This window comes from Hydrogenophaga electricum (assembly GCF_030160815.1).
Classification (GTDB): Bacteria; Pseudomonadota; Gammaproteobacteria; order Burkholderiales; family Burkholderiaceae_C; genus Hydrogenophaga; species Hydrogenophaga electricum.
This window is the reverse complement of record NZ_BSPB01000050.1, coordinates 1-26,809: the sequence shown is the minus strand read 5'-3', so window position 1 is coordinate 26,809 and position 26,809 is coordinate 1. Positions and strand designations below refer to the sequence as shown.

At 69.6% G+C, this 26,809-nt stretch carries 20 protein-coding genes and 1 pseudogene; 10 read left to right on the top strand and 11 right to left on the bottom strand.

Features of this window, described 5'->3' with window-relative positions:
- Positions 1-98 precede the first annotated feature (98 nt).
- Complete coding sequence (locus QQK43_RS19155) at positions 99-1,466, bottom strand: AmpG family muropeptide MFS transporter (protein WP_440589177.1); 1,368 nt, start codon at positions 1,464-1,466, stop codon at positions 99-101.
- Positions 1,467-1,533: 67 nt separating this feature from the next.
- Between QQK43_RS19155 and QQK43_RS19150 the strand changes: the two genes are divergently transcribed.
- The 3 genes from QQK43_RS19150 to QQK43_RS19140 all read left to right on the top strand — a co-directional run bounded on the left by QQK43_RS19150 (position 1,534) and on the right by QQK43_RS19140 (position 10,197).
- The gene (locus QQK43_RS19150) at positions 1,534-2,382 is read left to right on the top strand and encodes a M48 family metallopeptidase (RefSeq protein WP_234264635.1); all 849 of its coding nucleotides are present in this window, start codon (positions 1,534-1,536) and stop codon (positions 2,380-2,382) included.
- A gap of 101 nt (positions 2,383-2,483) precedes the next feature.
- Positions 2,484-4,220: a hybrid sensor histidine kinase/response regulator gene (locus tag QQK43_RS19145; protein ID WP_284309040.1), complete on the top strand. Its 1,737-nt coding sequence runs from the start codon at positions 2,484-2,486 to the stop codon at positions 4,218-4,220.
- Complete coding sequence (locus QQK43_RS19140; RefSeq protein ID WP_284309039.1) at positions 4,207-10,197, top strand: GMC oxidoreductase; 5,991 nt, start codon at positions 4,207-4,209, stop codon at positions 10,195-10,197. Before QQK43_RS19145 ends, QQK43_RS19140 begins: the two co-directional genes overlap by 14 nt.
- A gap of 6 nt (positions 10,198-10,203) precedes the next feature.
- On the opposite strand, the gene QQK43_RS19135 is transcribed toward QQK43_RS19140, so the two are convergent.
- The 3 genes from QQK43_RS19135 to QQK43_RS19125 form a co-directional block, all read right to left on the bottom strand.
- On the bottom strand, positions 10,204-10,896 hold the full coding sequence (locus QQK43_RS19135; RefSeq protein ID WP_284309038.1) for a response regulator: 693 nt from the start codon (positions 10,894-10,896) through the stop codon (positions 10,204-10,206).
- Between the two features lie 4 nt (positions 10,897-10,900).
- Positions 10,901-11,539, bottom strand: a complete 639-nt coding sequence (locus QQK43_RS19130; RefSeq protein ID WP_284309037.1) for an MBL fold metallo-hydrolase — start codon at positions 11,537-11,539, stop codon at positions 10,901-10,903.
- A 124-nt stretch (positions 11,540-11,663) separates the two neighbouring features.
- Positions 11,664-12,974 (bottom strand): aspartate aminotransferase family protein, encoded by a 1,311-nt coding sequence (locus tag QQK43_RS19125; RefSeq protein ID WP_284309035.1) that lies wholly within the window; start codon positions 12,972-12,974, stop codon positions 11,664-11,666.
- Between the two features lie 131 nt (positions 12,975-13,105).
- Between QQK43_RS19125 and QQK43_RS19120 the strand changes: the two genes are divergently transcribed.
- Positions 13,106-13,969 (top strand): LysR family transcriptional regulator, encoded by an 864-nt coding sequence (locus QQK43_RS19120; protein ID WP_284309034.1) that lies wholly within the window; start codon positions 13,106-13,108, stop codon positions 13,967-13,969.
- Between the two features lie 13 nt (positions 13,970-13,982).
- Here the strand turns inward: QQK43_RS19120 and QQK43_RS19115 are convergent, their stop codons facing one another.
- On the bottom strand, positions 13,983-14,777 hold the full coding sequence (locus tag QQK43_RS19115; RefSeq protein ID WP_284309032.1) for an exodeoxyribonuclease III: 795 nt from the start codon (positions 14,775-14,777) through the stop codon (positions 13,983-13,985).
- Between the two features lie 10 nt (positions 14,778-14,787).
- On the opposite strand from QQK43_RS19115, the gene pyrE reads away from it, so the two are divergent.
- Positions 14,788-15,495, top strand: coding sequence for an orotate phosphoribosyltransferase (pyrE, locus tag QQK43_RS19110; protein WP_284309031.1), 708 nt, complete (start codon positions 14,788-14,790; stop codon positions 15,493-15,495).
- Positions 15,496-15,509: 14 nt separating this feature from the next.
- Positions 15,510-16,190, top strand: coding sequence for a DUF4124 domain-containing protein (locus tag QQK43_RS19105; protein ID WP_284309030.1), 681 nt, complete (start codon positions 15,510-15,512; stop codon positions 16,188-16,190).
- Between the two features lie 61 nt (positions 16,191-16,251).
- Here QQK43_RS19105 and gatB read toward each other — a convergent pair whose 3' ends face one another.
- Genes gatB through gatC form a run of 3 tightly spaced genes read right to left on the bottom strand, consistent with a single transcriptional unit; the run spans position 16,252 to position 19,557 of the window.
- Positions 16,252-17,763 carry an Asp-tRNA(Asn)/Glu-tRNA(Gln) amidotransferase subunit GatB gene (gatB, locus tag QQK43_RS19100; protein WP_284309029.1) on the bottom strand — a complete coding sequence of 504 codons (1,512 nt, stop codon included), beginning with the start codon at positions 17,761-17,763 and terminating at the stop codon, positions 16,252-16,254.
- 1 nt (position 17,764) lies between these two features.
- Entirely contained in the window at positions 17,765-19,261 is a 1,497-nt protein-coding gene (gene gatA, locus QQK43_RS19095) for an Asp-tRNA(Asn)/Glu-tRNA(Gln) amidotransferase subunit GatA (protein ID WP_284309028.1), read from the bottom strand.
- Positions 19,258-19,557, bottom strand: a complete 300-nt coding sequence (gatC, locus tag QQK43_RS19090; protein WP_284309027.1) for an Asp-tRNA(Asn)/Glu-tRNA(Gln) amidotransferase subunit GatC — start codon at positions 19,555-19,557, stop codon at positions 19,258-19,260. The genes gatA and gatC overlap by 4 nt, the downstream gene beginning before the upstream one ends.
- A gap of 268 nt (positions 19,558-19,825) precedes the next feature.
- On the opposite strand from gatC, the gene QQK43_RS19085 reads away from it, so the two are divergent.
- The 4 genes from QQK43_RS19085 to mrdA are packed head-to-tail and all read left to right on the top strand — an operon-like array spanning position 19,826 to position 24,379.
- Positions 19,826-20,869 (top strand): rod shape-determining protein, encoded by a 1,044-nt coding sequence (locus QQK43_RS19085; protein ID WP_234264622.1) that lies wholly within the window; start codon positions 19,826-19,828, stop codon positions 20,867-20,869.
- 48 nt (positions 20,870-20,917) lie between these two features.
- Positions 20,918-21,874, top strand: a complete 957-nt coding sequence (gene mreC / locus QQK43_RS19080) for a rod shape-determining protein MreC (protein ID WP_234264621.1) — start codon at positions 20,918-20,920, stop codon at positions 21,872-21,874.
- On the top strand, positions 21,871-22,401 hold the full coding sequence (gene mreD / locus QQK43_RS19075; protein ID WP_234264620.1) for a rod shape-determining protein MreD: 531 nt from the start codon (positions 21,871-21,873) through the stop codon (positions 22,399-22,401). Before mreC ends, mreD begins: the two co-directional genes overlap by 4 nt.
- A gap of 1 nt (position 22,402) precedes the next feature.
- Positions 22,403-24,379 (top strand): penicillin-binding protein 2, encoded by a 1,977-nt coding sequence (mrdA, locus tag QQK43_RS19070; RefSeq protein WP_284309025.1) that lies wholly within the window; start codon positions 22,403-22,405, stop codon positions 24,377-24,379.
- 24 nt (positions 24,380-24,403) lie between these two features.
- On the opposite strand, the gene QQK43_RS19065 is transcribed toward mrdA, so the two are convergent.
- From QQK43_RS19065 to QQK43_RS19055, 3 genes and pseudogenes are all read right to left on the bottom strand, one after another.
- On the bottom strand, positions 24,404-25,162 hold the full coding sequence (locus QQK43_RS19065; protein WP_284309024.1) for a sulfite exporter TauE/SafE family protein: 759 nt from the start codon (positions 25,160-25,162) through the stop codon (positions 24,404-24,406).
- Positions 25,163-25,225: 63 nt separating this feature from the next.
- Positions 25,226-26,563: a sensor histidine kinase gene (locus QQK43_RS19060; RefSeq protein ID WP_284309023.1), complete on the bottom strand. Its 1,338-nt coding sequence runs from the start codon at positions 26,561-26,563 to the stop codon at positions 25,226-25,228.
- 145 nt (positions 26,564-26,708) lie between these two features.
- Positions 26,709-26,809: pseudogene (locus tag QQK43_RS19055) on the bottom strand (IS481 family transposase); the annotation flags it as partial.

Genomic DNA, 26,809 nt, shown 5'->3' with positions numbered 1-26,809 from the left:
TGGCTGTTCATCCGGGGGGATTCCTCTGAGAGTTCTGAAGCGTCGTAACTCCAGTCTCCCAGACCCTTCCGGGTGAACAACCTATTGAGACATCACAGCTAGCGCCCCGTGGCGGTCAGGCGCGCGGCCCAGAAGATGAGCAGCAGCACCGGCAGCCCCAGCAGGGCCGTGCCGACAAAAAACGCCTGGTAACCGTACGCATCGACGAACGCCCCGGAATACCCCGCCAGCCACTTGGGCGCCAGCAGCATCATGGAGCTGAACAGCGCGTACTGCGTGGCCGAATAGCGCACATTGGTCAGGCCCGAAAGGTAGGCGATGAAGGCGGCCGAAGCCACACCGGCGCTGAGGTTGTCGGCCGACACCACGGCGATGAGCGCCGGCACGTCGTGCCCGTGGCCAGCCAGCCAGGCGAACAGCAGGTTGGTGGCGGCCGATAGCAGCGCACCCAGCAGCAGCACCCGCATCACCCCGAGGCGCAGCGAGAGCGCGCCGCCGATGAAGGCGCCGGCCAGGGTCATGATGACGCCGTAGACCTTGGTGACGGCGGCCACTTCGTCCTTGGTGTAGCCCATGTCCACATAGAACGGGTTGGCCATGATGCCCATCACCACGTCGCTGATGCGGTACACGCCGATCAGGGCCAGCACCAGCAGCGCGTGCCGGCCATAGCGGCGCAGGAAATCGGCGAACGGCTCGATCAGCGCGCCGCGCAGCCACTCGGCGGCGTTGCGCGCGGGCGGCAGTTCGATCCGTGCCGGTTCGCGCGAAAACAGCACCGTGACCACCCCCACCACCATGCTCGCGGCCATGACCAGATAGGCCGTCATCCAGGCGCCTTGCTGGTAGAGCGCACCGGGCCCGCCAGCCATCGGCAGGGTCACCGCCACTTCGGAGCGCGCAGCCAACCAGAGCACACCGGCGCCGGCCCAGATCATGGCCAGGCGGTAGCCGGTCTGGTAGGTGGCCGCCAGGGCGCCCTGGTGCGCGGTATCGGCCGACTCGATGCGGAAAGCGTCGAGCGCGATGTCCTGCGTGGCGGAGGCGAATGCCACCGCCAGGGCGCACCAGACCACCAGGGTCAGCTCGCTGCGGGGATCGGCCAGCGCCATGCCCGCCAGTGCGGCCATGATCGCCAGTTGCGACAGCAGCAGCCAGCTGCGGCGCCGGCCCAGCCAGCGGGTGAGCAACGGGATCGGCAGCCGGTCGACCAGCGGCGACCACACCCATTTGAACCCGTAGGCCAGGCCGACCCAGCTCAGATAGCCGATGGTGGTGCGGTCCAGCCCCGCTTCGCGCAGCCGGAAGCTCAGCGTGCCCAGTACCAGCAGCAGCGGCAGACCGGCCGAAAAACCCAGCGCGAACATGCGCAGGCTGGCGGGCTCCAGGTAGACCCGCAGCGTCTCGCCCCAGGTGGGTTTTCGCGGGGCGTCGGCAGACACGGGTGTGACGGATGGCTCGGTCATGGCTTCGGACATGAGGGTTTGTCCCGGCCAGACGGCAGCGCGGCGGGGCTTTGCCTATTATTGGACCATGTGCTTGTTGTGCGACCTGAAGACACGCCCGCCCGCCAACGCCAGCCCCTGGCAGGCGCGACGGGCTTTTGTGCTGGCGGCGGCCTCGGCGGCGGCCCTGCCGGCGACCGCCCAGGTGGCGGTGGGCAAATCCTCCAGCCTGCGCAAGCTGGTGCCGGCCGAACAGATCGAGCAGGCCGGGGCGCAGCAGTTCACCGCCACCGTGCAGCAGGCCCGGCAGCAACAGGCCCTGGTCGCCAGCGGCGACCCGCGGGTGCAGCGCCTGCACGGCATCGCCCGGCGCCTGATCCCCTTCGCCACCGCGTGGAACCCACGCGCCGCCAACTGGCGCTGGGAAGTGGCCCTGATCGACAGCCCCCAGATCAATGCCTTCTGCCTGCCCGGCGGCAAGATCGCGTTCTATACCGGCATCCTGCAGCAGCTGAAGCTGACCGATGACGAAGCCGCCATGATCATGGGGCACGAAATGGCCCACGCCCTGCGCGAGCACGCGCGCGAGCGCCTGGCCAAGAGCAGCGCCACCAGCCTCGGGCTGCGGCTGGGCGCCGAACTGCTGGGGCTCGGCGGACTCGGCGCCATGGCGGCCGATCTCGGCTCGCAGTTGCTGACCCTGAAGTTCAGCCGCGAAGACGAAAGCGAGGCCGACCTGGTGGGCCTGGAACTGGCGGCCCGGGGCGCCTATCTGCCCCGCGCCAGCGTCAGCCTGTGGCAGAAAATGGCCCAGGCGACCCAGGGCGGCGGCCCGGCGTTCCTGTCCACCCACCCCAGCGGCCCCAACCGCATTCGCGAGCTCGAGGCCAATCTGCCCAAAGTACAAGGCCTGTACGAGACCGCGCGACGGGGCTGAAAGCCGGTGCACCACGCACCGACTCACCCAAATGGGTGATCGAAATCCGTGGCAAGCTGGGGTAATCTGGTGAGATGCCTTCGCTCGCGCCTCTAGAACCCATGCCCACCCGGGAAACCCCTTCCCGGGCATCGCTGGACCAGCTCATCCGCGCGCGAAGCCTGTCCTACGTCATCGAGCAAAGCCGCCTGGGTCTGCTCACGGTACTGGTGATGACCTCGGCCCTGGGCTCGATCTTCGTGCCCGCAGCGGGTATCGGGCTGTTTCTGCTCTGGTGGGTACCGGTGCTGGTCGGCTTCATCGGGCGCCAGGTATGGTTCGAGCAGTTGCGCAAACGCCCGGACACCCCCGACGAGCGCCGCGTCACTTGGGTCACCACCCTTTCGGCCTTCACGGGCTGGCTGGTCATGCTCTCGCTGCCGATATTCGGTCCCCGGATCTCGGCCCACGAATTCATTCTGCTGGTGGGGCTGATGCTGGCCTGGATCGCAGGGGCCGTCTCGGTGCTGGCCGTGCAGCCCCGGGTCTACCTCGGATACCTGATCGCGTGCCTGAGCACCGTGGCCTTCGCGCTGTGGCAGCGTTTCGGCGCGACCGAAATCAACGTGCTGGCGCTGGCCCTGCCCTTGGGCGGCTTGATGATGTACCGCCTGGCCCATGGCATCCGGCAGTTGCTCAACGAAGCCGTGGCCGAGGGCATGCGCAGCGAAACCCTGGCGGGCCAGCTCGAACAGGCCCTGCACGAAACGCGGCAGGCGTTCGAGTTGCGCTCGCGCTTTCTCGCATCGGCCAGCCACGACCTCAAGCAGCCCGTGCACGCCCTGTCGCTGCTGGTCAACGTGTTGCGCCGGTCGGCCGACGAAACGCGCCGGCAACAGGTCATGCACGAGATCGAACACGCGAGCCGGTCGATCGATTCCATGTTCTCCGGCCTGATGGACATGGCGCGGATCGACGCCGGCAACCTCCGCGCCCACCTGACCGGGGTCGACCTGGTGCCCCTGCTCAAGACCACGCTGGCCGGCTACCCGGAACTGTGTGCCCAGAAGGGCGTGACGTTCGCCCTGCGTGTGAACGGCGCCCCCGTGGTGCGTGCCGACCCGCTGCTGCTGCAGCGGGTGCTGGGCAACCTGCTCGACAACGCCCTGAAGTTCACGACGACCGGCGGGGTCACGGTGGAGGTTACCGAACGGGGCGACTCGGTCATCCTCAGCGTGACCGACACCGGCCCGGGCATCGAACCGGCCGAGCTCGACGCCCTGTTCAAGCCCTTTTCCCGGGGTCGGCAGGCCCAGTCGCTGGGCGTTCCCGGCCTCGGGCTGGGCCTGGCCATCGTGCGCCACATGGTGGCCCTGATGGGCATGACGCTGCAGGTGGACGCGACCCCGGGCTACGGCAGCGTCTTCGCGCTGACCCTGTCGCGCGAGCGGCGTGCGGCCGAAGTGCCGGTCGAATCCACCGTCAATGCCTCGCTGGCCGGCCTGAACGTGCTCCTGGTCGAAGACGACCAACTGGCGCGCGAAGCCACCTCGCACTGGCTGCGCGAGGCCGGCGCCTCGGTCACGGCGGTCGCTTCCGACCAGGAAGCGATGGCCGCCCCCGACCAGGCCGGCCGCCCCGACCTGCTGATTGCCGACTACAACCTGGGGGAAGAGGCCCTCACCGGCGGCGACGTCGCCGCGCGGCTGCAGCAGCGTTTTCCGCAGTTGCCCTGCATCATCGTCACCGGCGAAGGATCGGCCGCGCTGACCCACGTTCAGGGCGTGGTGCTGCGCAAACCCCTGTCAGCCCCGGCGCTGGCGCGGGCGGTGCAGGAACTGCTCCATGCCGGCCGCTGAGCCGGACGCCAGTTCCGACGACCCGCCGGACCCGCCGCCCCGGACCCGCCCCCCGCCCAACCCGCTCGCCCCGCTCTCGGTGCCATGGCGGGAGTGGATCGAGCAACTGCCGCTGCCGGCCCCCCTGCCGGTCCCGCCACCCGTTCACCCGGTGGCGTTCGATGTGGCGGTGGTCGGCTCCGGCTACGGGGGCGCGGTGGCCGCGCTCCGGCTGGCCCGCAAAGGGTACCGGGTGCTCGTGATCGAACGCGGCAGCGAGTTCCTGCCGGGTGACTTTCCCAACCACTTTTCCCAACTCGCCAAATACCTGCGGCTGCAGATCCCCAGTCGGCCCCTGCCCCTGGGACGCGCGTCCGGGCTGTTCGAAATCTCGGTCGGACAAGGGCTGGCCGCCGTCACGGCCAACGGGCTCGGGGGCGGCAGCCTGATCAATGCCGGCGTGCTCATGGAGCCGGACCCCGACGTGTTGGCCCAGACCGCGTGGCCCGCCGCCCTGCGCCCCGGCCCGCACGGTGCTGCACCGCCCAGGTCGCTCCAGGCGGCCACCCGGCTCGCACGGCGCACACTGGGCAGCACGGTCTACCGCCCCCGGGGCGCCACGCCACCGGCCAAGGCCCTGGCGCTCCAGGCCGCCGCCAAGTCACTGGGCAACAAGGGCACGACCCAACCGGTGCACCTGCACTGGCGGCCCGACCGCTGCACCCAGTGCGGCGACTGCGCCTCGGGCTGCAACGTGCCCGACGCCAAGGGCGATCTGCGCAGCACGTACCTGCGGCAGGCGGTGCAGACGGGGCGCGTGCAGATCGTGACCCAGGCCGAGGTCTACCGGTTCGCCCCCGACCCGGACGCCCCGGAAGAGCGGCGCTGGCGGCTCTGGATCTTCGCCACCGACGCCCAGCACCACAAGGCCCAGCGTGCGGAGGCCGGCCACAGCCACGACCAGCGTATCGATCCGGCATCCACCCTGCGCGTGCTCGCGGTGCCGAAACTGATCCTCAGCGCCGGCACGCTCGGCTCCACGCAGCTGATGCAGCGCTCGCAAGCCCTGGCCGGCGAGGTGCTGGCGTTTTCGCCCGCGCTGGGCACACGCCTCTCGGGCAACGGCGACCACCTCAGCGTGCGGGTCCAGGCGCTGCCCGTGCACGCCGTCGGCCGGGGTGCGGCGCCCGATGACGGCCGGCAGCCCGACACCGGCCCCACGATCACCTCGCTGCTCGATCTGCGCGATCGCACCCAGCCGCTGCCGAAGCGCATCGTGCTGCAGGAAGGCGCCGTGCCCGGGGCACTGGCCCGCGTGTTTTCGGAGCTGCTGGCCAGCGCGGGCACGTTGCAGCAGCTGGACCGATGGGCATTTCGGTCACCCCCCGGTGGCGACCCCCATGCGCGGGACCCGCTGGCCGCCTCCACCCCACTGGCCCGGCACAGCCAGCTGTGGCTGACCATGGGGCACGACGGAGCGCCCGGCCGCCTGGTCTGGCTGCCAGGCACCGACAGCGCGGCCCTGGTCATGCCCGACCCGAAAGGACTGGCCACCTACCAGGAGCAACAGCGGCTGTTCGAGCGGCTGGCGCCCCCGGGACTGCACCTGCACAACCCGCTGTGGCAGTTCCTGCCGCCTGCGGCCAGCCGGGCGATGTCGGGCCAGCCACTGCCCAGCCTGGCCACCACGGTGCACCCGCTGGGTGGCTGCCCCATGGGCGACGACCCGGCGCACAGCGTGGTCGATCACCTGGGCCGGGTCTGGGTCCACCAGCCGGCGCACCCGGAGCGGACCTGGGCCCGCCCGGCTGGCGAACGCTACCCGAATGCCCCTGCCACCTACCCGGGCCTGTACGTGCTGGATGGGTCCATCGTGCCCACCTCGCTCGGCTGCAATCCGCTGCTGACCATCACCGCCCTGGCCGAACGCGCCGTGCAAGCCTGGCCCCGGCGGCCGGCGCCCGAAGCGCCGACGATCCACCGGTCGCCCCCCCGGCCCGTGCGCGCGCCCGTGCTCGACACCACCCCCTGGCCGGTCACCCTGCGCGAGCACCTGCGCGCCGACGGCCAGGGACTGCGCGGCCGATGGGCACACCTTGCGGATGCGCAGCAGGTCGAGCTGTTCGTGGGCTTTGAAAGCGACGACCTCGACGCCATGCTGGCCCACACCCGGCACCCCTTGCGCATCCGCGAAGCGCGGTGGACGCTCGACCGGACCGGCGCCGAACCGGTGATCTACCACCTGGCCACCCCCTCCTCTTCGCCGGCCCCCGACGGCGCCGCCGGCCCGACGTTCGACTTCCTGCCCACCCCGGGCCGCCTCCAGCGCGGTCCGGGTCCGTGGCTCCAGACCCTGCTGGAACTGCTCGCGCTCCCGGCCGCCCTGGGTGCCATCTTCGCGCTGGCCTGGCCCGGGGTCTGGACCGGGCTGGCCATGGGCCTCGCGATCATGGCCTGGGCCGCGCTGCCGTTTCCGCGCCTGCTGCTGACCTGGTGGGAAGGCGGCGGCAAATTCGACACCCGGCAATGGCGGCCCGGCGCCCTCTCGCCGCGCCTGCGCGACCTGCCCGGCCTGGGCAAACAGTGGGTGCACGCCCGGGAAAAGCGCACCATGACCTACGACCTGGTGCTCCAGCGCGAGGGGGCTGCCCCCGACGGCGCCCCGCGCCAGATCCGGCTCCGGGCCACCAAACGCGTGACCTATCGCGCCACGGTCGGCGAAACCGCGGCCTGGCTGGCGCGGGGACTGGTGCGTGCCCTCACCGGGGACACCGGCTCGGCCCCGCCCCGCCTGCGCCCCACGTACTGGGAACGCATCATGGACGCCGACGCCGTGATCACCCCCGCGCACACCCGGTGGCCCTGGGGCCGCGCGCTGTACCGGGGCCGCCTGCGCATGGGCGCGGCACAGCTGTTCCAGCCCGGCACGGCCCAGCTCGGCCCTGTCGGCGACACCACCACCGGTGCGCTGGTGCTCTCCGGCTATGCGCTGCTGGCCCTGCGCCTGGCGCTCAAGACACACCTGTTCGACTTCCGCCTGCCCCACTATTCCCACCGGCCGCTGACCGATACTTCCCCACAGGACGAGGGCGCCACCGACCGGTCCGGCACCGCCAAGCCGGTGGCCCACACGATCCGGGTGCCCCGCGGCTTTTCGAGCGCCGACCGGGGTGACGAAGCCGCCGAACCCCTGATGCTGCGCCTGTGGCAATACCGCCCGTCCCACGGCCCGGTGACGGGACCACGAAGCACGCGCGACAGCCACGGCCGGCCGGTGGTGCGCGCCCGGGTCGTGCTGCTGCTACACGCCTTCGGCCAGTCCAGCCTGAGCTACACCTTTGCCAACGGCGAAAGCCCCCACCTGGTCGATACGCTGCTCGCCCAGGGACAGGAAGTGTGGCTGCTGGACAGCCGCATGTCCTCGCGCAGCGGGTACGCGGGCACCCCTTTCAGCGTCGACATGCTGGCCGAGCACGACGTGCCCGTCGCCGTGGCGCACGTGCTGGCCACGGTGCAGCGCGAACACGCGCACTCCCTGCCCCCCGGCCTGCCGCTGCAGATCGCCGCTTTTGCCCAGTGCATCGGGTCGGCCTCGCTGTGGATGTCGCTGCTGGACGGCCGGCTGCAGCACCCGGGTGGCGCGTCCATGCTCTACGCCTTGGTGTCCAGCCAGGTCCACCCCTTCTGCCTGGGCACCGAAACCACGCGGGCCAAGACCTGGGTGCCGTCGCTGGTCCAGCACCTGTTGCCCCACGTGCCGTTTGCCGTGCACGGCGCGCAGGACCACCCGGTCTGGCAGGTCATCGACCGCCTGTTCAGCAGCCTGCCGCAGCCGCCCGAAGAACGGGCGCTTTCGCCCGACAACGACGACGGCGTGGCCACCTGCCGGCGCATCCGCTTCATCGAAGCCCCGCTGTTCCACCACCACCAGCTCAATGCCCACACGGTGCGCGCCATGAACCGCCTGTTCGGCGACGCCAACCTGCGGCTGTTCGGTCACGCGGCCCGCTTCGTGCGCCATGGCCGGCTGGTGGACGAGGACGGCGTGTCCCGCTACGTGACCGAAGACCGCGCCCGCGCCCACCTGCACTGCCCGGTCTTCCTGCTGCACGGGCAGGACAACGAGCTGTTCGATGCCCAGGGCATCGAGCGCACGCGCGACTGGCTGCAGCAACTGGGGCTGTGGTTCGGCCCCGCGCGCTGCGAGGCGCTGCCCGGCTACGGCCACCTGGATGTGCTGATCGGCCGCCGCGCGGCCACCGACGTGTTCGCCCGCGTCACGCAATTCCTTGACGACGCCTTCATCGCCGAAACCACCGTGCCGCCGGCGCTGCCGCCCCGGCGCTGGCGCCTGGCCGCCCCGCGCACTGGCCCGATGCTGGGCTGGGTGCGGCCGGACGGCCGCGGCGGCTGGACGGTGCGGACGTCGCTGATCCTCGACGACGGCCAAGGCGAGAGCCTGGCGCCTGAAGACACCCGCTTCACCGTGCGGTACCGCGACGCGGCGGGCCGCCACCGGCGGCTGACCCTGACCGGGGAACGGATCGTCGCCGTCGACACGGCCCACCCGGCGGGGCCGGTCGGCGGACCACCCACCACCGCCTTCCGCACCGCCCGCCTCGACGTCGCGGTCACGGCGGCCGACCTGCAAACCCTCGCGCCCGGCCAGGCGCTGGTGATGCAGGTGCTCACCGGGCGGGCCACCCGGCGGCTCGCCACCACTCCCGACCTGCTCAGCGACGAACAATGGGCCGACGACGCCCGGATCGACGCCGCCCTGCAGCAACCCCACACCGCCCCAGGCGCACCGCCCGGCGAGCGGATCGCCCAGGCCGTGGCCTGCTCGGTACCGGCCGACAGCCTGGCGAGCACCGACACGCTGGCGCTGTGGGCCACCTGCTGCCGCCATCCGGGTCTGGGTCTGGATGGCGAACGCGTGGACCGCGTGCTCGCCGACGCGTTGCAGGAACCGCTGCCGGCGCTGGCCCTGCTGCTGGGCGACCAGATCTATGCCGACGCCACCGCCGGCCTGCTCGACACCACCAGCCCGGCCGAGCGCTATGTCGAGCGCCATGCCACGGCCTTTGGCCAGCCCGCCATGCGGCGCCTGCTGCGCTCCGTGCCCACCCTGATGACCCCCGACGATCACGAGTGGGTCGACAACCACCCCGCCGCTGCGCCGCTGCTCACCTCGGCCTGGCCGGATCCGCAGGCCACAGGGCCGATCGCCCGCCTGAGCGCCAGCCAGGCGCGCTGGGCCCAGCAGTCGGTCCAGGCGTTCCAGAAACTGCAGGGGCCCGACCGCCTGCTCCCACCCTGGCGCGATCCGGACGACTGGATGACCTACACCGAAACCGGCCCGCTCGGCCCGGCCCGCTTCTTCCTGCTCGACTCGCGCCAGACCCGTTCGCGGGGCCAGCACCACCTGGCCCCGGATCTCGCCCTGCAGGCCCTGGCGCGCTGGCTCGATGCCGTCGGCCCCGCGCACCTGCCGGTGATCGTCTGCGGCTCGGTGGTCTTCCCGGCCCTGCACCCATCGGCCGATCCGGCCAACCCCGGCCCGCCCGACTCCTGGCAGATGGCGCAGGACCAGCGCCTGGCGCTGCTGACCCTGCTGGCCCGGCGCGGCATGCCCTTCGTCCTGCTGTCGGGCGACTACCACGTCAGCACCGCGCTGACCCTGCAACTCGACGGCCAGCCCCTGGGGGCGGCCATCGTGGCGCCGCCGCTGTACGCGCCGCTGCCCTACGCCAACTGCCGCCCCGAACACCTGCAGGTGGACGAAACCGTGTGGTGCCAGGGCATCCGGCTCGATGCCACCGTCGCCCCCGGAGGGGAGCCCCTGAGCGGCAGCGGTCTGGCCCGGCTCACCCTCCGGCGCCTGCCCGGCGGTGGGTTCGAGGTGGACGTGCGCCGCACCCTGCAGCCGCTGGGCGAGCCTTCGCCAGCCGGACAGGCCGCCTTCGGCCTGCGCACCACCTTGCGGCTGGGCGCCTGAGCGGGGTCAGTACGCCGAGGTCTCGGGTTCGCCCAGCGCGTCGATCGACAACCCGCGGCGCGCCAGCTCGAACACCAGCTGGGTCCGCGTGCCGACCTCGAAGAGCGCCATCACGTTGGTGAGGTGGGTCTTGACGGTGCCGTCGGAAATGCCCAGCTCGCGCGCAATCATCTTGTTGGTCTTGCCCTGCACCACACGCCGCAGCACCTCGACCTGCCGGCCCGTGAGCACCAGACCGCCGACCTGGTCGGCCGCCGTCCGCGAGCGCCAGGCCGCGTCGCCATTGCCCAGACTGGACGCCGGCAGGTGCACCCCACCGCCCAGCACCTGCTCCAGCGCCTGCAGCAGGTGCGCGGGTGGCGCCGATTTCGACACGAAGCTGCAGGCGCCCAGGTCCACACAGGCGCGCACCGTGCCCGCGTCCTCCTCGCCCGAGAGCACCACCACCGGGGTCTCCGGGGCCACCGTGCGCACGTATTCCAGGGCCTGCAGCGCCTCGAAGCCGGGCATGCGCAGGTCCAGCAGCACCAGGTCGTAGGTCTGGGGCCTGACGCCCGCCAGGCAGGCTTCCAGCTCCTGCCGCTGGCTGCAGTGGCTCAGCGTCAGGCCCGGGCGCAGGTCGAGCAGCAAAAACTCCAGCCCCTTGCGGAAGATGGGGTGGTCGTCCACCAGCAGCACGTGCATCCGGGCACCGATCATGGCCTCAGCGCTCCCCGATGTAGGGATTGAAGCGGCGTTCGTGCCCCAGCGTGCCTTCCGGCCCGTGCCCGGGAATGAACACGGTGTCATCGCCCATCGGCCAGAGCCGCTCGCGGATGCTGGCGATCAGCTGGTCGTGGTTGCCGCCCGGGAAATCGGTCCGGCCGATGCTGCCGGCAAACAGCACGTCGCCCACGAACACCCGGTGCGCCTGCGGGGCGTGGAACACCACGTGGCCCGGGGTGTGGCCAGGGCAATGGCGCACGCCGAGCGTGCAGCGCCCCACCTCCACCGTGTCGCCGTCGGCCAGCCAGCGGGTCGGCGTGAACTGGCCGGCCGGCGGAAAACCGAACATGGCGCTTTGCTGTGGCAGGGCATCGATCCAGAACTGGTCACCCGGGTGCGGGCCGATGATCGGCAGTTGCCGCCGCTCGGCCAGCGTGGCGGTGCCGCCGGCGTGATCGATGTGGGCATGGGTGAGCCAGATCGCCGTGAGCGTCACACCCAGCCGCTGCACCTCGGCCTCGATCCGCTCGGTCTCCCCGCCCGGATCGATGACCGCGGCCTCCATCGTCTCGTCGCACCAGACGATGGAACAGTTCTGGGCGAAGGCCGTGACGGGAATCGTGAAGTACTGGAGCATGGGACGGCGCGGAGCTGGCGCCACCGCCAAGCGACTCCGCTTGACGAAATGTAACGGAGCTGGCCGTCAGCTTCCTGACAGCCCCCTGCCACCCCCACCGCCCCAGGCCCTGAGGCGGGCAGAATCAGCCGCCGGTGCAGCGCTCCAGCGCCTGCCCCAGGCGCTCCAGACCGAGGTCGATCTCCTCGTCGCTCACCGTCAGCGGCGGCGCGATGCGGAACACGCCGCCCATGCCGGGCAGCTGCACCACGTTCATCGACAGCCCCTGCGCCATGCAGGCGTCGGTGATGGCCGCCCCCAGCTCCGGCGCCGGCTGCAGGCTGGTGCGGTCCTTGACGATCTCCACCCCCAGCAGCAGCCCTTGCCCGCGCACGTCGCCGATGCAGTCGAACCGCTCCTGCAAGGCCTGCAAGCCACGCGCCAGGCGCGCCCCGGCCACCTGGGCGCGCGCCACCAGGCCGTCGCGCTGCACAATCTCCAGCACCTTCAGGCCGATGGCCGCGGGCAGCGGGTCGCTCACGTGGGTGGTGTAGAACAGGTAGCCGCGCTCGTGGGCGCGCTCCTCGATCTCGGCGGTGGTGATCACCGCGGCCAGCGGCAGGCCGGCACCCAGCGTCTTGGACAGGGTGAGGATGTCGGGCACCACGCCATCGCGCTCACAGGCAAACATGTGTCCCGTGCGCCCCACGCCGGTCTGTGCCTCGTCGAGGATCAGCAGCATGCCGCGCTCCTCGCACTTCTTTTTCAGCGCCGCCATGTAGCCCGGTGGCAGGTCGATGATGCCGCCCGAGCTGAGAATGGGCTCGGCGATGAAGGCCGCCAGGCTGCCGCAGGACTGGCGGTCCACCAGGTCGAAGCCGTAATCCAGTTCGGCCTGCCAGTCGTAGGCACCGCTGGCGTCGAAAAAGCGTGGTCGGAAGCCGAAGGGCGCATTGATCGCCAGCGACCCCACGGCCGCCGGTCCGACGCCGCGCCGGCCGGCGCTGTAGGTGGCCGAGGCCGCGCCCCCCGTCATGCCGTGCCACGACTGGGCAAAGCCCACCACCTCGAAGCGGCCCGTGACCAGCTTGGCCATGCGGATCGCCGCCTCGTTCGATTCGGCCCCGGTGGTCAGCAGCAGACTGCGCTCCAGCGCACCGGGCGCCACACCGGCCAGCGCGCGCGCCAGATCGACCACCGGCCGGGACAGCATGCCGCTGAACAGGTGGTCCAGCCGCGCCGCGTGGTCGGCCACCACCGCGCTGATTTCGGGGTGGCAGTGGCCCAGCAGGGCACTCATCTGGCCCGACGTGAAGTCCAGGATGGGCCGGCCATCGGCGTCGTAGACATAGCTGCCCTGGGCGCGCTCGATGATGACCGGCGCGAAGCGGCCGCCGTAACGGACGAGGTGCTGGCCGGCGGCCTGCCAGAAAGCGGGTTCCTGATTGCGGGACATGAGGGTCTTTCCTGAAGAAGTGAAATGCCCCGCCGGACGCGGGGCCTGACACGCACTCTAGGCAGCCTCCGGCAATCAGTAAATCGAATAGTTTTGAATCCTGACTTCAGCCAGATTGATATATTGACCGCATGGGCGCCTCCCTCGACATCGATCTTCTGCGCAGCTTCCTGGCCATCGCACAGGCCGGCACCCTCAGCGCGGCCGCCATCCGGGTCGGCCGCACGCAATCGGCGCTGAGCATGCAGATGCAGCGGCTGGAAGACGCCACCGGACAGGCCCTGCTGCACCGCACCGGGCGCGGCGTGCGCCTGACCCGCCAAGGCGAGCGCCTGCTCGCGCATGCCCAGCGCATCCTCGCCAGCCACGACGAAGCCCTGGCCGACCTGACCGGCTCCGGCCTGGCAGGCACCCTGTGCTTCGGCTGCCCCGACGACTACGCGGCCGCCTTTCTGCCGCCCCTGCTGCGCGGATTTGCCGCGCAGCACCCGCTCGCGCGCATCGAGGTGCTGTGCGCGCCCTCCCCGCGCCTGCGCGAGCGCCTGGCCGACGGCACGCTCGACATGGCCCTGGTGTCGGTACCGGTCACCGGCGCCACCGCCCGCGAACCCCTGCTGCGCCGCGAGCCGCTGGTGTGGGTGGCCAGCCCCAGTGCCGAAGCGTTGCAGCAGCAGCCCCTGCCCCTGGCGCTGTCCGACCCCGACGTGCTGGACCACCAGGCTGCCTGCGAAGGCCTGGAACGCCTGGGCATCGCCTACCGCGTGGCCTATGCCAGCGGCAGCCTCACCGGCCTGGTGGCGGTGGCACGGGCCGGCACCGCGGTCGCCGTGCTCACCCGCTGCGCGGTACCGCCAGACCTGCTGGTGCTGCCCGAAGCCGGGCAACTGCCGCCGCTGCCGCAAGTCGGCATCACCATCGCCCATGCGCGCACGCGGCCAACCGCGCTGGCGCGCGCGTTCTCGACCCACATCGCCGCCGTGCTGCCGGCGCTGTGAGCGGCGCCGAGGCTCACAGCGGGTGGTCGTACCCGATGGTCAGCGGCGCGTGGTCGCTGAACTTTTCGCCCTTGTAGATGGACGCGGTGCGCGCGGTCGCGGCCAAGGCCGGCGTGGCCAGGTGGTAGTCCAGCCGCCACCCCACGTTGTTGGCGTAGGCCTGGCCCCGGTTGCTCCACCACGTGTAGCAGGTCTCGGTGGTGTCGGGATGCAGGCGGCGGTAGACGTCGACCAGGCCTCCCTCGTCCAGCAGCTTCGTCATCCAGGCCCGTTCCTCGGGCAGGAAACCGCTGTTCTTCTGGTTGCTGCGCCAGTTCTTGAGATCGGCGTTCTGGTGCGCGATGTTGACGTCGCTGCAGATGACGAATTCGCGCTGGGCCTTGAGCGCCTGCAGGTGCGGGTACATCAGATCCAGGAAACGGTACTTGGCGGCCTGCCGCTCCGGACCGGACGAACCGCTGGGAAAGTACACGCTGATGACCGAAAACTTGCGCGACGGGGTGTCGAAGCGCAGCTCGGCCCAGCGGCCCTCGGCGTCGAATTCACCCCCGCCATCAAAGCCGATGACCACGTCGCTGGGCTCGTGCCGGGTGTACACCGCCACGCCCGAATAGCCCTTCTTCTCGGCGAAGTGGAAATGCCCCCGCAGGCCGGCCAGGGCTTCGAAGCGGCCGGCCACGTCGGGCGCCTGGGCCTTGACTTCCTGCACACAAATACAATCGGGCGCGTGCCCGGCCAGCCAGGCCTCCAGCCCTTTGGAGGTAGCGGAACGAATGCCGTTGAGATTGAGGCTGGTCAGTTTGAACAAGGACTTTCCCATGTCGGTGAATACGGATGCAGCCGCCTCGACGGATGCGCTGGCGCAGGACTTCGTGCAGTTCTGCGTGGACGCAGGCGTGCTGCGCTTCGGTGAATTCAAGACCAAGGCCGGGCGGCTGAGCCCCTATTTCTTCAATGCCGGCCTGTTCGACGACGGGGCCAAGCTCGCCCGCCTGGCGCAATTCTATGCACAGGCCCTGCTGGCCAGCGGCATCGAATTCGATATGGTCTTCGGCCCCGCCTACAAGGGCATTCCGCTGGGCGCCGCGGTCGCCATCGAACTCGCGCGGCTGGGCAAGAACGTGCCGTTCGCCTACAACCGCAAGGAAGCCAAGGACCACGGCGAAGGTGGCACGCTGGTCGGCGCGCCGCTGAAGGGGCGCGTGCTGATCGTGGACGACGTCATGAGCGCCGGCACCGCCGCGCGCGAATCGATTGCGCTGATCCGGGCCGCCGGGGCCACGCCACATGCGGTGGCCATCGCCCTGGACCGCCAGGAGAAGGCCACCGAGGTTGGGTCCGACGGCGCGGTGCGGGATGTGGACCACAGTGCTGTGCAATATGTACAGAACCAGCTGGGCCTGCAGGTCTGTGCCATTGCGAGGCTGGCCGATTTGCTGCAGTATCTGCAAGACCATGCGGGTGAGGGACTGGCCGGGCATCTGGAGCGCGTGCAAGCCTACCGCCAACGTTATGGCGTGACCTGAATACCAAACCGCCCATGCCCTGTTCCCTGCCCTCACGCTGCCGCCCCAACGCCTTCGCAGGTGCTCTGGCCTTGACGATGGGGCTGGCCATGGCGCCGGGCGTCTGGGCCCAGAGCCCCGCACCGGCCAAGAGCAGCATCTACACCTGCACCGACGCCCAGGGGCGCCGGCTCACGTCGGACCGGCCGATCCGCGAATGCATCGACCGCGAGCAGCGCGAACTCAGCAGCAGCGGCACCACCAAGCGGGTGCTGCCACCGTCCTACACGGCCGAGGAGCGCGCGCGCCTCGACGCCGAAAAGCGCGAGGCCGAGCAGCAGCAGGCCCGGCTGGACGAGGAGCGCCGGCGCGATCGCGTCCTGATCATGCGCTACCCGAACCGCGACGCGCACGACAAGGCCCGTGCGGACGCACTGGCCCAGGTGGATGAAGTGATCGACACCGTCAACAAACGCCTGGGTGAACTGGACAAGGAACGCCAGGCCATCCACACCGAGCTGGAGTTCTACAAGGGCGACCCCAGCCAGGCACCGGCCTGGCTGCGCCGCAAGATCGCCGACCAGGAACAGCAGGTCGGGCAGCAGCGCCGCTTCCTGGACGAACGGCAGCAGGAAAAGCAGCGCATCAACCAGCGCTTCGACGAAGAGCTGGGGCGCCTGCGCGCGCTCTGGTCCAGCCCCGCCGCCCGGAACTGACCGGCGCACCGGCGCCGCACCCGCGGCCTGGGGCCAGCCAACGGGCCGGCCACAACACCGCTCACCCCTGCAGCTTGCTGCGCAGCACGTCGTTGACCTGCTGCGGATTGGCCTTGCCCTTGCTGGCCTTCATGACCATGCCGACCAGGGCGTTGAAGGCCTTGTCCTTGCCGGCCTTGAACTGCTCGACCATGGGCGCGTTGGCGGCCAGCACCTCGTCGATGATGGCTTCGAGCGCGCCGCTGTCATTCATCTGTGCAAGACCCCGTTCTCCAACAATTTTCTTGACTAGCAGAGCCGCTGTGTTGAGGTCTTCTGAAGGCACTCCAAACACACCGTAGTGGCCTTTCCAAATCGCATCAAACACCAATTTCGCCGCGTTGTTTGAAATGGCACCTGAAGCGATTTCCAAAAGAAGTGCAGCCAAGCGCACAGCACTCACCGGTACCTGAGGGATGTCAATATTTTCGTTGTTCAGTCGCCGGGCGACCTCGCCCATGATCCAGTTGCTGGCCATCTTGGCCTGACCACTGGCCTTGGCAGCGGTCTCGAAGTAGGCCGCCATCGCCGGGCTCTGCGTGAGCGTGGTGGCGTCGTACTCGGGCAGACCGTAGTCGGCCACCAGGCGCTCGGCCATCTGGCGCGGCAACTCGGGCATGGCCGCCTTCACCTCATCCACCCACGAACGCGCGATCACCAGCGGCGGCAGGTCGGGGTCGGGAAAGTAGCGGTAGTCGGCGGCGTCTTCCTTGGTGCGCATGGCACGCGTCTCGCCCGTGTCGGGGTCGAACAGCACCGTGGCCTGCTGAATCTCGAAACCGTCTTCGATCTGCTCGATCTGCCAGCGCACCTCGAAGTCGATGGCCTGCTGCATGAACTTGAACGAGTTCAGGTTCTTGATCTCGCGGCGCGTGCCCAGCGGCGCGCCCGGCTTGCGCACGCTCACGTTGGCGTCGCAGCGGAACGAGCCTTCCTGCATGTTGCCGTCGCAGACGCCGATCCAGGTCACGATCTTGTGCAGCTCCTTGGCGTAGGCCACGGCCTCGGCGCTGGAGCGGATGTCCGGCTCGGTCACGATCTCCAGCAGCGGCGTGCCGGCGCGGTTGAGGTCGATGCCCGACTGGCCGATGAAGTCCTCATGCAGGCTCTTGCCCGCGTCTTCTTCCAGGTGGGCGCGCACCAGGCGCACGGTCTTCTTCTGATCGCCGAGGAAGAAGCTCACCTCGCCGCCCTGCACCACCGGGATCTCGAACTGGCTGATCTGGTAGCCCTTGGGCAGGTCGGGGTAGAAGTAGTTCTTGCGCGCGAACACGCTTTGCTCGGCGATGTGCGAGCCCAGCGCCAGACCCAGACGGATGGCATGCGCCACCGCTTCGCGGTTCATCACCGGCAGCGTGCCCGGCAACGCCAGGTCCACCGCGCAAGCTTGCGTGTTGGGCTCGGCGCCGAAGGCCGTGGGCGCGCGGCTGAAGATCTTGCTTTGCGTGGCGAGCTGGGCGTGGGTCTCGAAGCCGATCACGACCTCATAGCCTTGCACCAGCAGCGACGCTTCTTTCTTGGTTTTCTGGTTCATCTCAATAACCCTCTGGCGTCTTCAGGTGCCAATCCGTCGCCCGCTGGAACGCATCGGCTGCCTGCAGCAGCGCGGCTTCCTGGAAGTAGTTGCCGATCAGTTGCAGACCCACGGGCAGACCGCCCGCGCCGAAGCCCGCCGGCACGCTCATGCCGGGCAGGCCGGCCAGCGAGGCCGGCAGCGTGAAGATGTCGGCCAGGTAGTTGGCCACCGGGTCGTCGGCCTTGTCGCCAAGCTTCCACGCGGTGGTGGGTGCGGCCGGGCCGGCGATCACATCGCACTGGGCAAAGGCGCTCTGGAAGTCCTGCGCGATCAGGCGGCGGAGCTGCTGCGCCTTGAGGTAGTAGGCGTCGTAGTAGCCGTGGCTCAGCACGTAGGTGCCGATCATGATGCGCCGCTGGACCTCGGGGCCGAAGCCCTCGCTGCGCGACTTCTTGTACATGTCGATCAGGTCGTCGTACTGCGCGGCGCGGTGGCCGAACTTCACGCCGTCGAAGCGGCTCAGGTTCGACGAGGCTTCGGCCGGCGCGATGATGTAGTAGACCGGGATGGAAAGTTCGGTGCGCGGCAGCGAGATGTCGACCAGCGTGGCGCCGAGCTTCTGGTATTCGCTCAGCGCGGCCCGCACGGCGGCGATCACGTCGGGCGCGCAGCCGTCGCCGAAGAACTCCTTCGGCAGGCCGATGCGCAGGCCCTTGAGCGGCTGGGCGGCGGTCGCGCCTTCGCGCGGTACACCCAGCAGCCGCGTGTAGTCCTCGGCCGGGTGGTCCAGGCTGGTGGAGTCGCGGTCGATGTCGGGGCCGGCCATCACGCTCAGCAGCGTGGCGCAGTCGGCGGCGCTGCGCGCCATCGGGCCGGCCTGGTCGAGACTGGACGCGAAGGCAATCATGCCGTAGCGGGAGCAACGCCCGTAGGTCGGCTTGATGCCGGTCACGTTGCAGAAGCTCGCGGGCTGGCGGATGGAGCCGCCCGTGTCGGTGCCGGTGACAGCCGGTGCCAGGCGCGCGGCCACGGCCACGGCCGAGCCGCCCGAAGAGCCCCCGGGCACGCGATCGGTGTCCCAGGGGTTGCGCGCCGGACCATAGGCCGAGTTCTGGTTGCTGCCGCCCATGGCGAACTCGTCGCAGTTGAGCTTGCCCAGCGTCACGGCGCCAGCGGCGGCCAGCTTCGCCACCACGGTGGCGTCGAACGGGCTCTGGTAGCCCTCCAGCATCTTGCTGCCGGCGGTGCTCGGAAAGCCCTGGGTCACGAAGATGTCCTTGTGCGCCAGCGGCACGCCCAGCAGCGGGCTGCGCTCGCCGGCGGCGATGCGGGCGTCGGCGGCTTTGGCCTGTGCCAGCGTCAGGTCTTGATTGAAGGACAGATAGGCGCCCAGGCTTTCGTGCTGTTTCGCACGGCCCAACAGGGCCTGCGCGGCCTCGACGGACGAGGTCTTCTTGTCGGCGATGGCCGCGGCCAGTTCGGCCACGCCCATCTCGTGAATCTGCTTCGAGCTCATTCGATCACCTTGGGCACGAGGAACAGGCCGCGTTCGACGGCAGGGGCGCTGCGCTGGTTGGCCTCGCGGTTGTTGGGCTCGCTGGCCACGTCGGGACGCAGCCTCAGGCTGACGTGGTCGATCACGGCGGTGGGGTGGGCCAGCGGCTCCACGCCGGTGGTGTCCACCGCGTTCATCTGTTCGACCAGGTCGAAGAAGCCGTTGAGTTGGGGCAGCAGGCGCTCGGCCAGCTCGGGCGGCATTTCCAGCCGCGCGAGATGGGCGATGCGGCCGATGTCGGAGAGATTCAGGGACATGGCGGGCTCGTCAGGGGGGAACCGGCATACGAAAAAAGAATCACATTTTCGCCAGCACCCAGCCGGGCCACGTAGCGAAAAGATACCGGTCAAAGCCCCCGTAAATGGAAGTTATGCACAGGGGATACGGTATTATCCAAGGTTTGATGGCAAGGCCCATTGCGCTCCGGTTTCTGCCGTCGAATCAATCACTTAACACCTCCTCCTGCCCCCATTCCCGGCGATGGCCGCCCGAAGCGGCGACCATGCCCCTCAGGACCCCTGCACCATGTTTGAAGCTTTCCGTCGGCAGTTCTCGACCGACCTGGCCATTGACCTCGGCACCGCCAACACCCTGATCTACGTCCGCAACAAGGGCATCGTGCTGGACGAGCCGTCGGTGGTTTCGATCCGCCACGAAGGTGGCCCCCAGGGCAAGAAGACCATCCAGGCCGTGGGCAAGGAAGCCAAGGCCATGCTGGGCAAGGTACCCGGCAACATCGAAGCCATCCGCCCCATGAAGGACGGCGTGATCGCCGACTTTACCGTCACCGAGCAGATGCTCAAGCAGTTCATCAAGATGGTGCACCCGCGCTCGATGTTCAAGCCGAGCCCGCGCATCATCATCTGCGTGCCCTGCGGCTCGACCCAGGTCGAGCGCCGCGCCATCCGCGAGTCGGCGCTGGGCGCCGGCGCCTCCGAGGTGTACCTGATCGAGGAACCCATGGCCGCAGCCATCGGCGCCGGCCTGCCGGTGTCCGACGCCTCGGGCTCCATGGTGGTCGACATCGGCGGCGGCACCACCGAAGTGGGCGTCATCAGCCTGGGCGGCATGGTCTACAAGGGCAGCGTGCGCGTGGGTGGTGACCGCTTCGACGAGGCCATCATCGCCTACATCCGCCGCAACTACGGCATGCTGATCGGTGAGCCCACGGCCGAAGCGATCAAAAAGGAAATCGGCTCCGCCTTCCCGGGTTCGGAAGTGCGCGAGATGGAAGTCAAGGGCCGCAACCTCTCCGAAGGCGTGCCGCGCAGCTTCACCATTTCCAGCAACGAAATCCTCGAAGCCCTGACCGACCCGCTCAACAGCATCGTCTCGGCCGTCAAGAGCGCGCTGGAACAGACCCCGCCCGAACTGGGCGCCGACATCGCCGAACGCGGCATGATGCTCACGGGCGGCGGCGCGCTGTTGCGCGATCTGGACCGCCTGCTGGCCGAAGAGACCGGTCTGCCGGTGTTGGTGGCCGAAGAGCCGCTGACCTGCGTGGTGCGCGGCTGCGGCATGGCCCTGGAGCGCATGGAGCGCCTGGGCACGATCTTCACGAGCGAGTAAGCGCGCGCCCGGTCGCCGGCGCACGCAAACCCTTTCCGCCTGCACGCCATGCCGCTGGGTACGCTGGACCGCACGCCGCCCCCGTTTTTCAAACAGGGGCCGTCGGCCCTGTCCAAACTCATTGTGTTCAGCGCCTTCGCGCTGTTCCTGATGGTGGCCGACCTGCGATTCCAGGTCGCCGCTCCGGTGCGCGCCGCGCTGGCCACGGCCCTCTATCCGCTGCAGTGGACGGTGTTGCAGCCGGTGCAGATGGCCGGTTCCGTGGGCCAGTATTTCACCTCGCTGCACGAGGCTCAGCGGGCCGAAGCCGAAGCCGTTCAGCGCCTGACCGAACAGGCCCAGCGCGCACAGCAGGTGGAGCAGCTCGACCAGGAAAACCAGCGCCTGCGGGCCCTGCTCGACATGCGCGCGCGCATCGCCGCACCGGCGCGCGGCGCCCAGGTGCTGTACGACGCGGCCGACCCCTACGCGCGCAAGGTGGTGATCGACCGCGGCCAGACCCACGGCGTTGAACCCGGCTCGCCGGTGCTGGACGAACACGGTGTCCTGGGCCAGGTCACACGGGTCTACCCGCTGGTTTCCGAAGTCACGCTGCTGACCGACCGCGACCAGGCCATCCCGGTGCTCAACACCCGCACGGGCATCCGCAGCGTGGCCTACGGCCAGGCCGGTGCCGACGGGGACGGCCTGGAACTGCGCTACACGCTGGCCAATGCCGACATCGAAGAAGGCGATCTGCTGACCACCAGCGGCATCGACGGGGTCTACCCGCCGGGCCTGCCGGTGGCCAAGGTCAACCGGCTGGAACGCCGGGCCGAATCGTCGTTCACCCGGGTCAGTTGCCAGCCGCTGGCCCGCACCCAGGGCGTGCTGCACGTGCTGGTGCTCGACCCCGTGGGCAAGGCGCTGCCCGCATCCCCCCTGGTGGAGCCCACCCCGGCGCGCGCCCGGCGCGCGCCCGGCAACATGCCCGGCTCGCCGGGCGCAGGAGTCCGCGCCCCATGATCATGCGCCCGGGCCAGCAGCTGCTGCTGCCCGCCAACCCCCTCTTCATCGCCTTCAGCCTGCTGGTCGCGCTGGGTCTGAACATGCTCATCAACATGGGCCTGTGGGGCCGCGCCGCCTGGGTGCCCGACCTGCTGGCCGTGGCGCTGGTGTTCTGGAGCGTGCACCAGCCCCTGCGCGTGGGCGTCGGCACCGCGTTCTTCTTCGGCCTGGTCATGGACGTGCACCAGGGCGCGTTGCTGGGCCAGCACGCCCTGGCTTACGCGGCGTTGGGCTTCCTGGCCATCGCCATGCACCGGCGCCTGCTGTGGTTCCCGGTGCCGAACCAGGCCATCCAGGTGCTGCCGCTGTTCGCGGCGGCGCACCTGCTGTCCATGCTGGTGCGGGCCGTGGCCGGCGACGGTTTTCCCGGCTGGACCTACCTGCTGTCGCCGGTGATCGAGTCCGCGCTGTGGCCGGTGGCGTCGGTGCTGCTGCTGGCCCCGCAGCGCCGGGCCCCCGACCCGGACGACAACCGCCCGCTGTGACATGACCGAGATCCGGAACGTCGAAGCCGACCTGGCCCGATTCCGCACCCGGGTCCTGGTGGGCGGACTCGCTGTGCTGCTGGGCTTCGGGCTGCTGGCGGCGCGCATGGTGCACCTGCAGGTGACGCGCCACGAAGACCTGCAGGCACAGGCGGAAAGCAACCGCACGGCGGTGCTGCCGGTGGTGCCCAACCGGGGCCAGATCCTCGACCGCTACGGGCGCGTCCTGGCCTCCAACTATTCGGCCTACACGCTGGAGATCACGCCCTCGAAAGTCCAGGACATGGACGCCACCATCGAAGCGCTGGGCGAGCTGATCGAGATCCAGCCGCGCGACAAGCGGCGCTTTCGCAAGCTGCTGGAAGAGTCGCGCCGCTTCGATTCGCTGCCCCTGCGCACGCGCCTGACCGACGAAGAGGTGGCCCGCTTCACCGTGCAGCGCTACCGCTTCCCCGGCGTCGACGTGCGTGCCCGCCTGTTCCGGCAGTACCCGCACGGCGACGCGGCCAGCCACGTCATCGGCTACATCGGGCGCATCAACCAGCGCGAGAAGGAGCAGATGGACGACTGGCCGGAGGAGGAACAGGCCAACTACCGCGGCACCGACTACATCGGCAAGCTGGGCGCCGAGCAGAGCTACGAACGCGAGCTGCACGGCATCACCGGCTTCGAACGGGTCGAAACCTCGGCCGGCGGCCGCGCCGTGCGCTCGCTGGCGAGCACCCCCGCCACGCCCGGCAACACCGTTGTGCTGTCGATCGACATCAAGCTGCAAAAGCTCGTGGAAGACATGTTCGGCGAGCGGCGCGGTGCGCTGGTGGCCATCGATCCGCGCAACGGCGAAATCCTGGCCTTCGTCTCCAAGCCCACCTTCGACCCCAACCTGTTTGTCGAAGGCATCGACGTCGAAAACTGGCGGGCGCTCAACGAGTCGGTGGACAAGCCGCTGCTGAACCGGGCCCTGCGCGGCACCTACCCGCCCGGCTCCACCTACAAGCCCTTCATGGCGCTGGCGGCGCTGGAGACCGGCACCCGCAAGGCCGAAACCGCCATCAACGACCCCGGCTACTGGATGTTCGGCAACCACCGTTTCCGCAGCCACGGCGACGGCGGGTTGGGCTCGGTCAACATGTACCGCAGCATCGTCAAGTCGAGCAACGTCTACTACTACTCGCTGGCCAACGAAATGGGCGTGGACACCATGCACGATTTCATGGCGCCGCTGGGCTTCGGGCAGATCACCGGCATCGACCTGCGCGGCGAGGTGCGCGGCGTGCTGCCCAGCCAGGCCTGGAAGCGGCGCACCTACAAGCGCCCCGAACAGCAGAAGTGGTACGCGGGCGAAACCATCTCGCTGGGCATTGGCCAGGGCTACAACAACTTCACCATGCTGCAGATCGCGCACGCCATGGCCACACTCGCCGCCGGTGGTGTGCGCCACACGCCGCACCTGGCGATCGCCACCGAAGACGTGGTCACGCGCCAGCGCACCCTGCTGCACCAGGAGGCCCCGGTGGCGCTGGGTTTCAAGCCCGAAAACATAGCCACCGTGCTGAACGCCATGCACGGCGTGACGGTGGAAGGCACGGGCGCGGGCGTGTTTGCCGGGGCCGGCTACCTCAGCGGCGGCAAGACCGGTACCGCCCAGGCGGTGACCATCGGCCAGAAGGACCGCTACGACGTGCGCAAGCTCGAAGAACACCAGCGCGACCACTCGCTCTACCTGGCCTTCGCGCCGCTGGAGCAGCCCCAGGTGGCGCTGGCCGTGATCGTGGAGAACGCGGGCTTCGGCGCCGCGCACGCGGCCCCCATTGCGCGCCGCGTGTTCGACTACCTGCTGATGGACCAGTATCCGAATCCGCAGGACCTGGCCGCTGTGCAGAAGGGCCAGGCCGGCCGGCCGATCGGCACGCCGCTCAAGGCCAGTGAAGTGTCCTGGCCGCCGGAACAGGAAGCCGCGTCCGCAGCGCAACCCTAGACGCAGGGGCGGGCCTGTTCGGGCCTATTTCAGCCAGGCGTCGTAGCTGGTCTTGAGGATCAGGGCGCTGACCACAACGATGAACGCGATGCGCACGAAACCGCTGCCGTGCTTGAGCGCCAGGCGCGTGCCCAGCAGGCTGCCGATGACGTTGGCAGCGGCCAGCGGCAACACGTAATGCCACCAGATGTGGCCCTTGAGCGAAAACAGGATCAACGCCGCCAGGTTGGACGCGGTGTTGAGCAGCTTCGCGCTGGCGCTGGCATGCAGGAAGTCGTAGCCCAGCCAGCGCACGAACAGAAAGACGAAAAAGCTGCCGGTGCCGGGGCCGAAGAACCCGTCGTAAAACCCGATCACCAGCCCCAGCGTGCAGGCCGCCAGCATCTCGCCGCGCGCCGCGAAGCGGGGCGTGTGGTGGCGCCCCAGGTCTTTGCGCATGAGGGTGTAGCCCAGCACCACCACCAGGATCAGCGGCAACGCGCGGCGCAGGAAATCGGGCGAGATCACCGTCACCGTCCAGGCGCCGGCCATGGCCCCCGCGAAACACACGGCCACCGCCGGCAGCAGCGCGTGCCAGGGCATCTGCACGCGCTGCGCGTACTGCACGGCCGCGGCGCCGGTGCCCCAGATGGACGCGCTCTTGTTGACGCCAAACAGCGTGGCCGGGTGCGTGGCCGGGAACACCGCGAACAGCGCGGGGGTGAGAATCAGACCGCCACCTCCGACGATGGCATCCACAAAACCGGCGAACAGCGACGCCAGCGCTACAAGCAACAACTCCATGCCCCGATTGTCGCCGCTGCAGCCCGGCCTGCCGGCACGGCGACAACGCACACAGGCGGTCAATCAGGCCATTCGGGGCAGGTCGAGCACGAATTCGGCACCGCCGCCGTCGGCGTTGCGCGCGCTCAGGCGGCCGCCGTGCTGTTCGACGATGCCGTAGCTGATCGACAGGCCCAGCCCGGTGCCCTTGCCCACCGGTTTGGTGGTGAAGAAGGGATCGAAGATGCGCAGCAGGTGTTCAGGCGGAATGCCCGGGCCGTTGTCGCGCACCGTGACCACCACGCGGTCGCCGTGGACCGCCATGGCCACGCGCACCGCGGGTTGGGGCACCTGGCCCAGGGCGTCAAAAGCGTTCTGCAGCAGGTTCATCATGACCTGCTGCAACTGCCCGGCGCTGCCCATGACGGTCACCGTCGGGCCGGGCTGCCAGTGCACGGCCATGGCCGCCCCGCGCCCCTTGCGCACCCAGTGGATGGCGCGCTCGATGACCTCGGCCAGCACCACGGGCGCGTGGGCTTCGGTGTCCATGGCGGAAAACCGCTTGAGCCCCTGCACGATGTCGGCCGTGCGCTGGGCGCCTTCGAGCGTGCCTTCGATCAGCGAGGGCAAATCGGCCAGCAGGTGCTCGATGCGCAGCTTCTGCCGCATCTGCTGCAGCACCGCTTCGGGCTCGTGCGCGTGCAGCGCGGCCATGTAGGTCTGCAGCCGGTCGCTGTATTTGCGCAGCGCGTGCACGTTGCCCAGCACGAAGCTGATGGGGTTGTTGAGCTCGTGCGCCACCCCGGCCACCAACTGCCCCAGCGAGGCCATCTTTTCCGAGTGCAGCAGTTGCTGCTGCGTGCGCTTGAGCGCCTCGTGCGCCGCCCGCATCTCGTGGTAGGCGCGCTTGAGTTCGGCCATCGGCCGCCCGACCCACACGGTGCCGACGCGGCGCCCGCTGGGGCCCACCCGCGTCGTGCAACTGGCGTCCACCGGCACGGCCTGCCCGTCCCGGCCGAGCAGGTTGAGCTCGATGCCCTGGCCGTCGCGCGGCGCATCGCTGCGGTCCATGGCGTCGCGCGCGGCCTGCACGCTGGCCTCGTCGGCGAGCAGATCGGCCAGGCTGCTGCCGCGCAGGCGCTCCTCGCGGCGGCCCACCAGTTCGCACAGCGCGGCGTTGGCTTGCTCGATCAGACCGCGCTCGTCGCAGACCACCAGCACGTCCGACATCGAGGTCAGCACGCTGACGATGAACTGCTGCGACTGCTCCAGCTCGGTGTTTTTCTTCTCCAGCTCGACTTCGTCGTCGATCAGACGCGTGTACACCTCGTCCATCTTCTGGATCACATCCATCCAGGTGGACTCGTCCACGCCGTCCATGGGCACGGTCGGCAAGGGGCTGGGCGCGCGGTCTTTCGACATCTCAGCGACCTCGGTCCGGAGAAGTGCCCCTGCCAGGGGTGCCGCGCAACCGGCTCCGCCGGGGCGCAGGCACCGCCCCCCTGCCCAGCGCCAATGGCGCGCCAGCGCGGGAGAAAGACGCGAAACGACGCAGGAGGGTATTCATCTAGGTGTTGAGTTGCAATAGGTTGTTCCCGGAGAGCCGGGATGCTGGAGGCTTGTAGCCCAGTGCCGAGTGAGGCCTGCGGGCGTTGTAGTAGGCCAGGA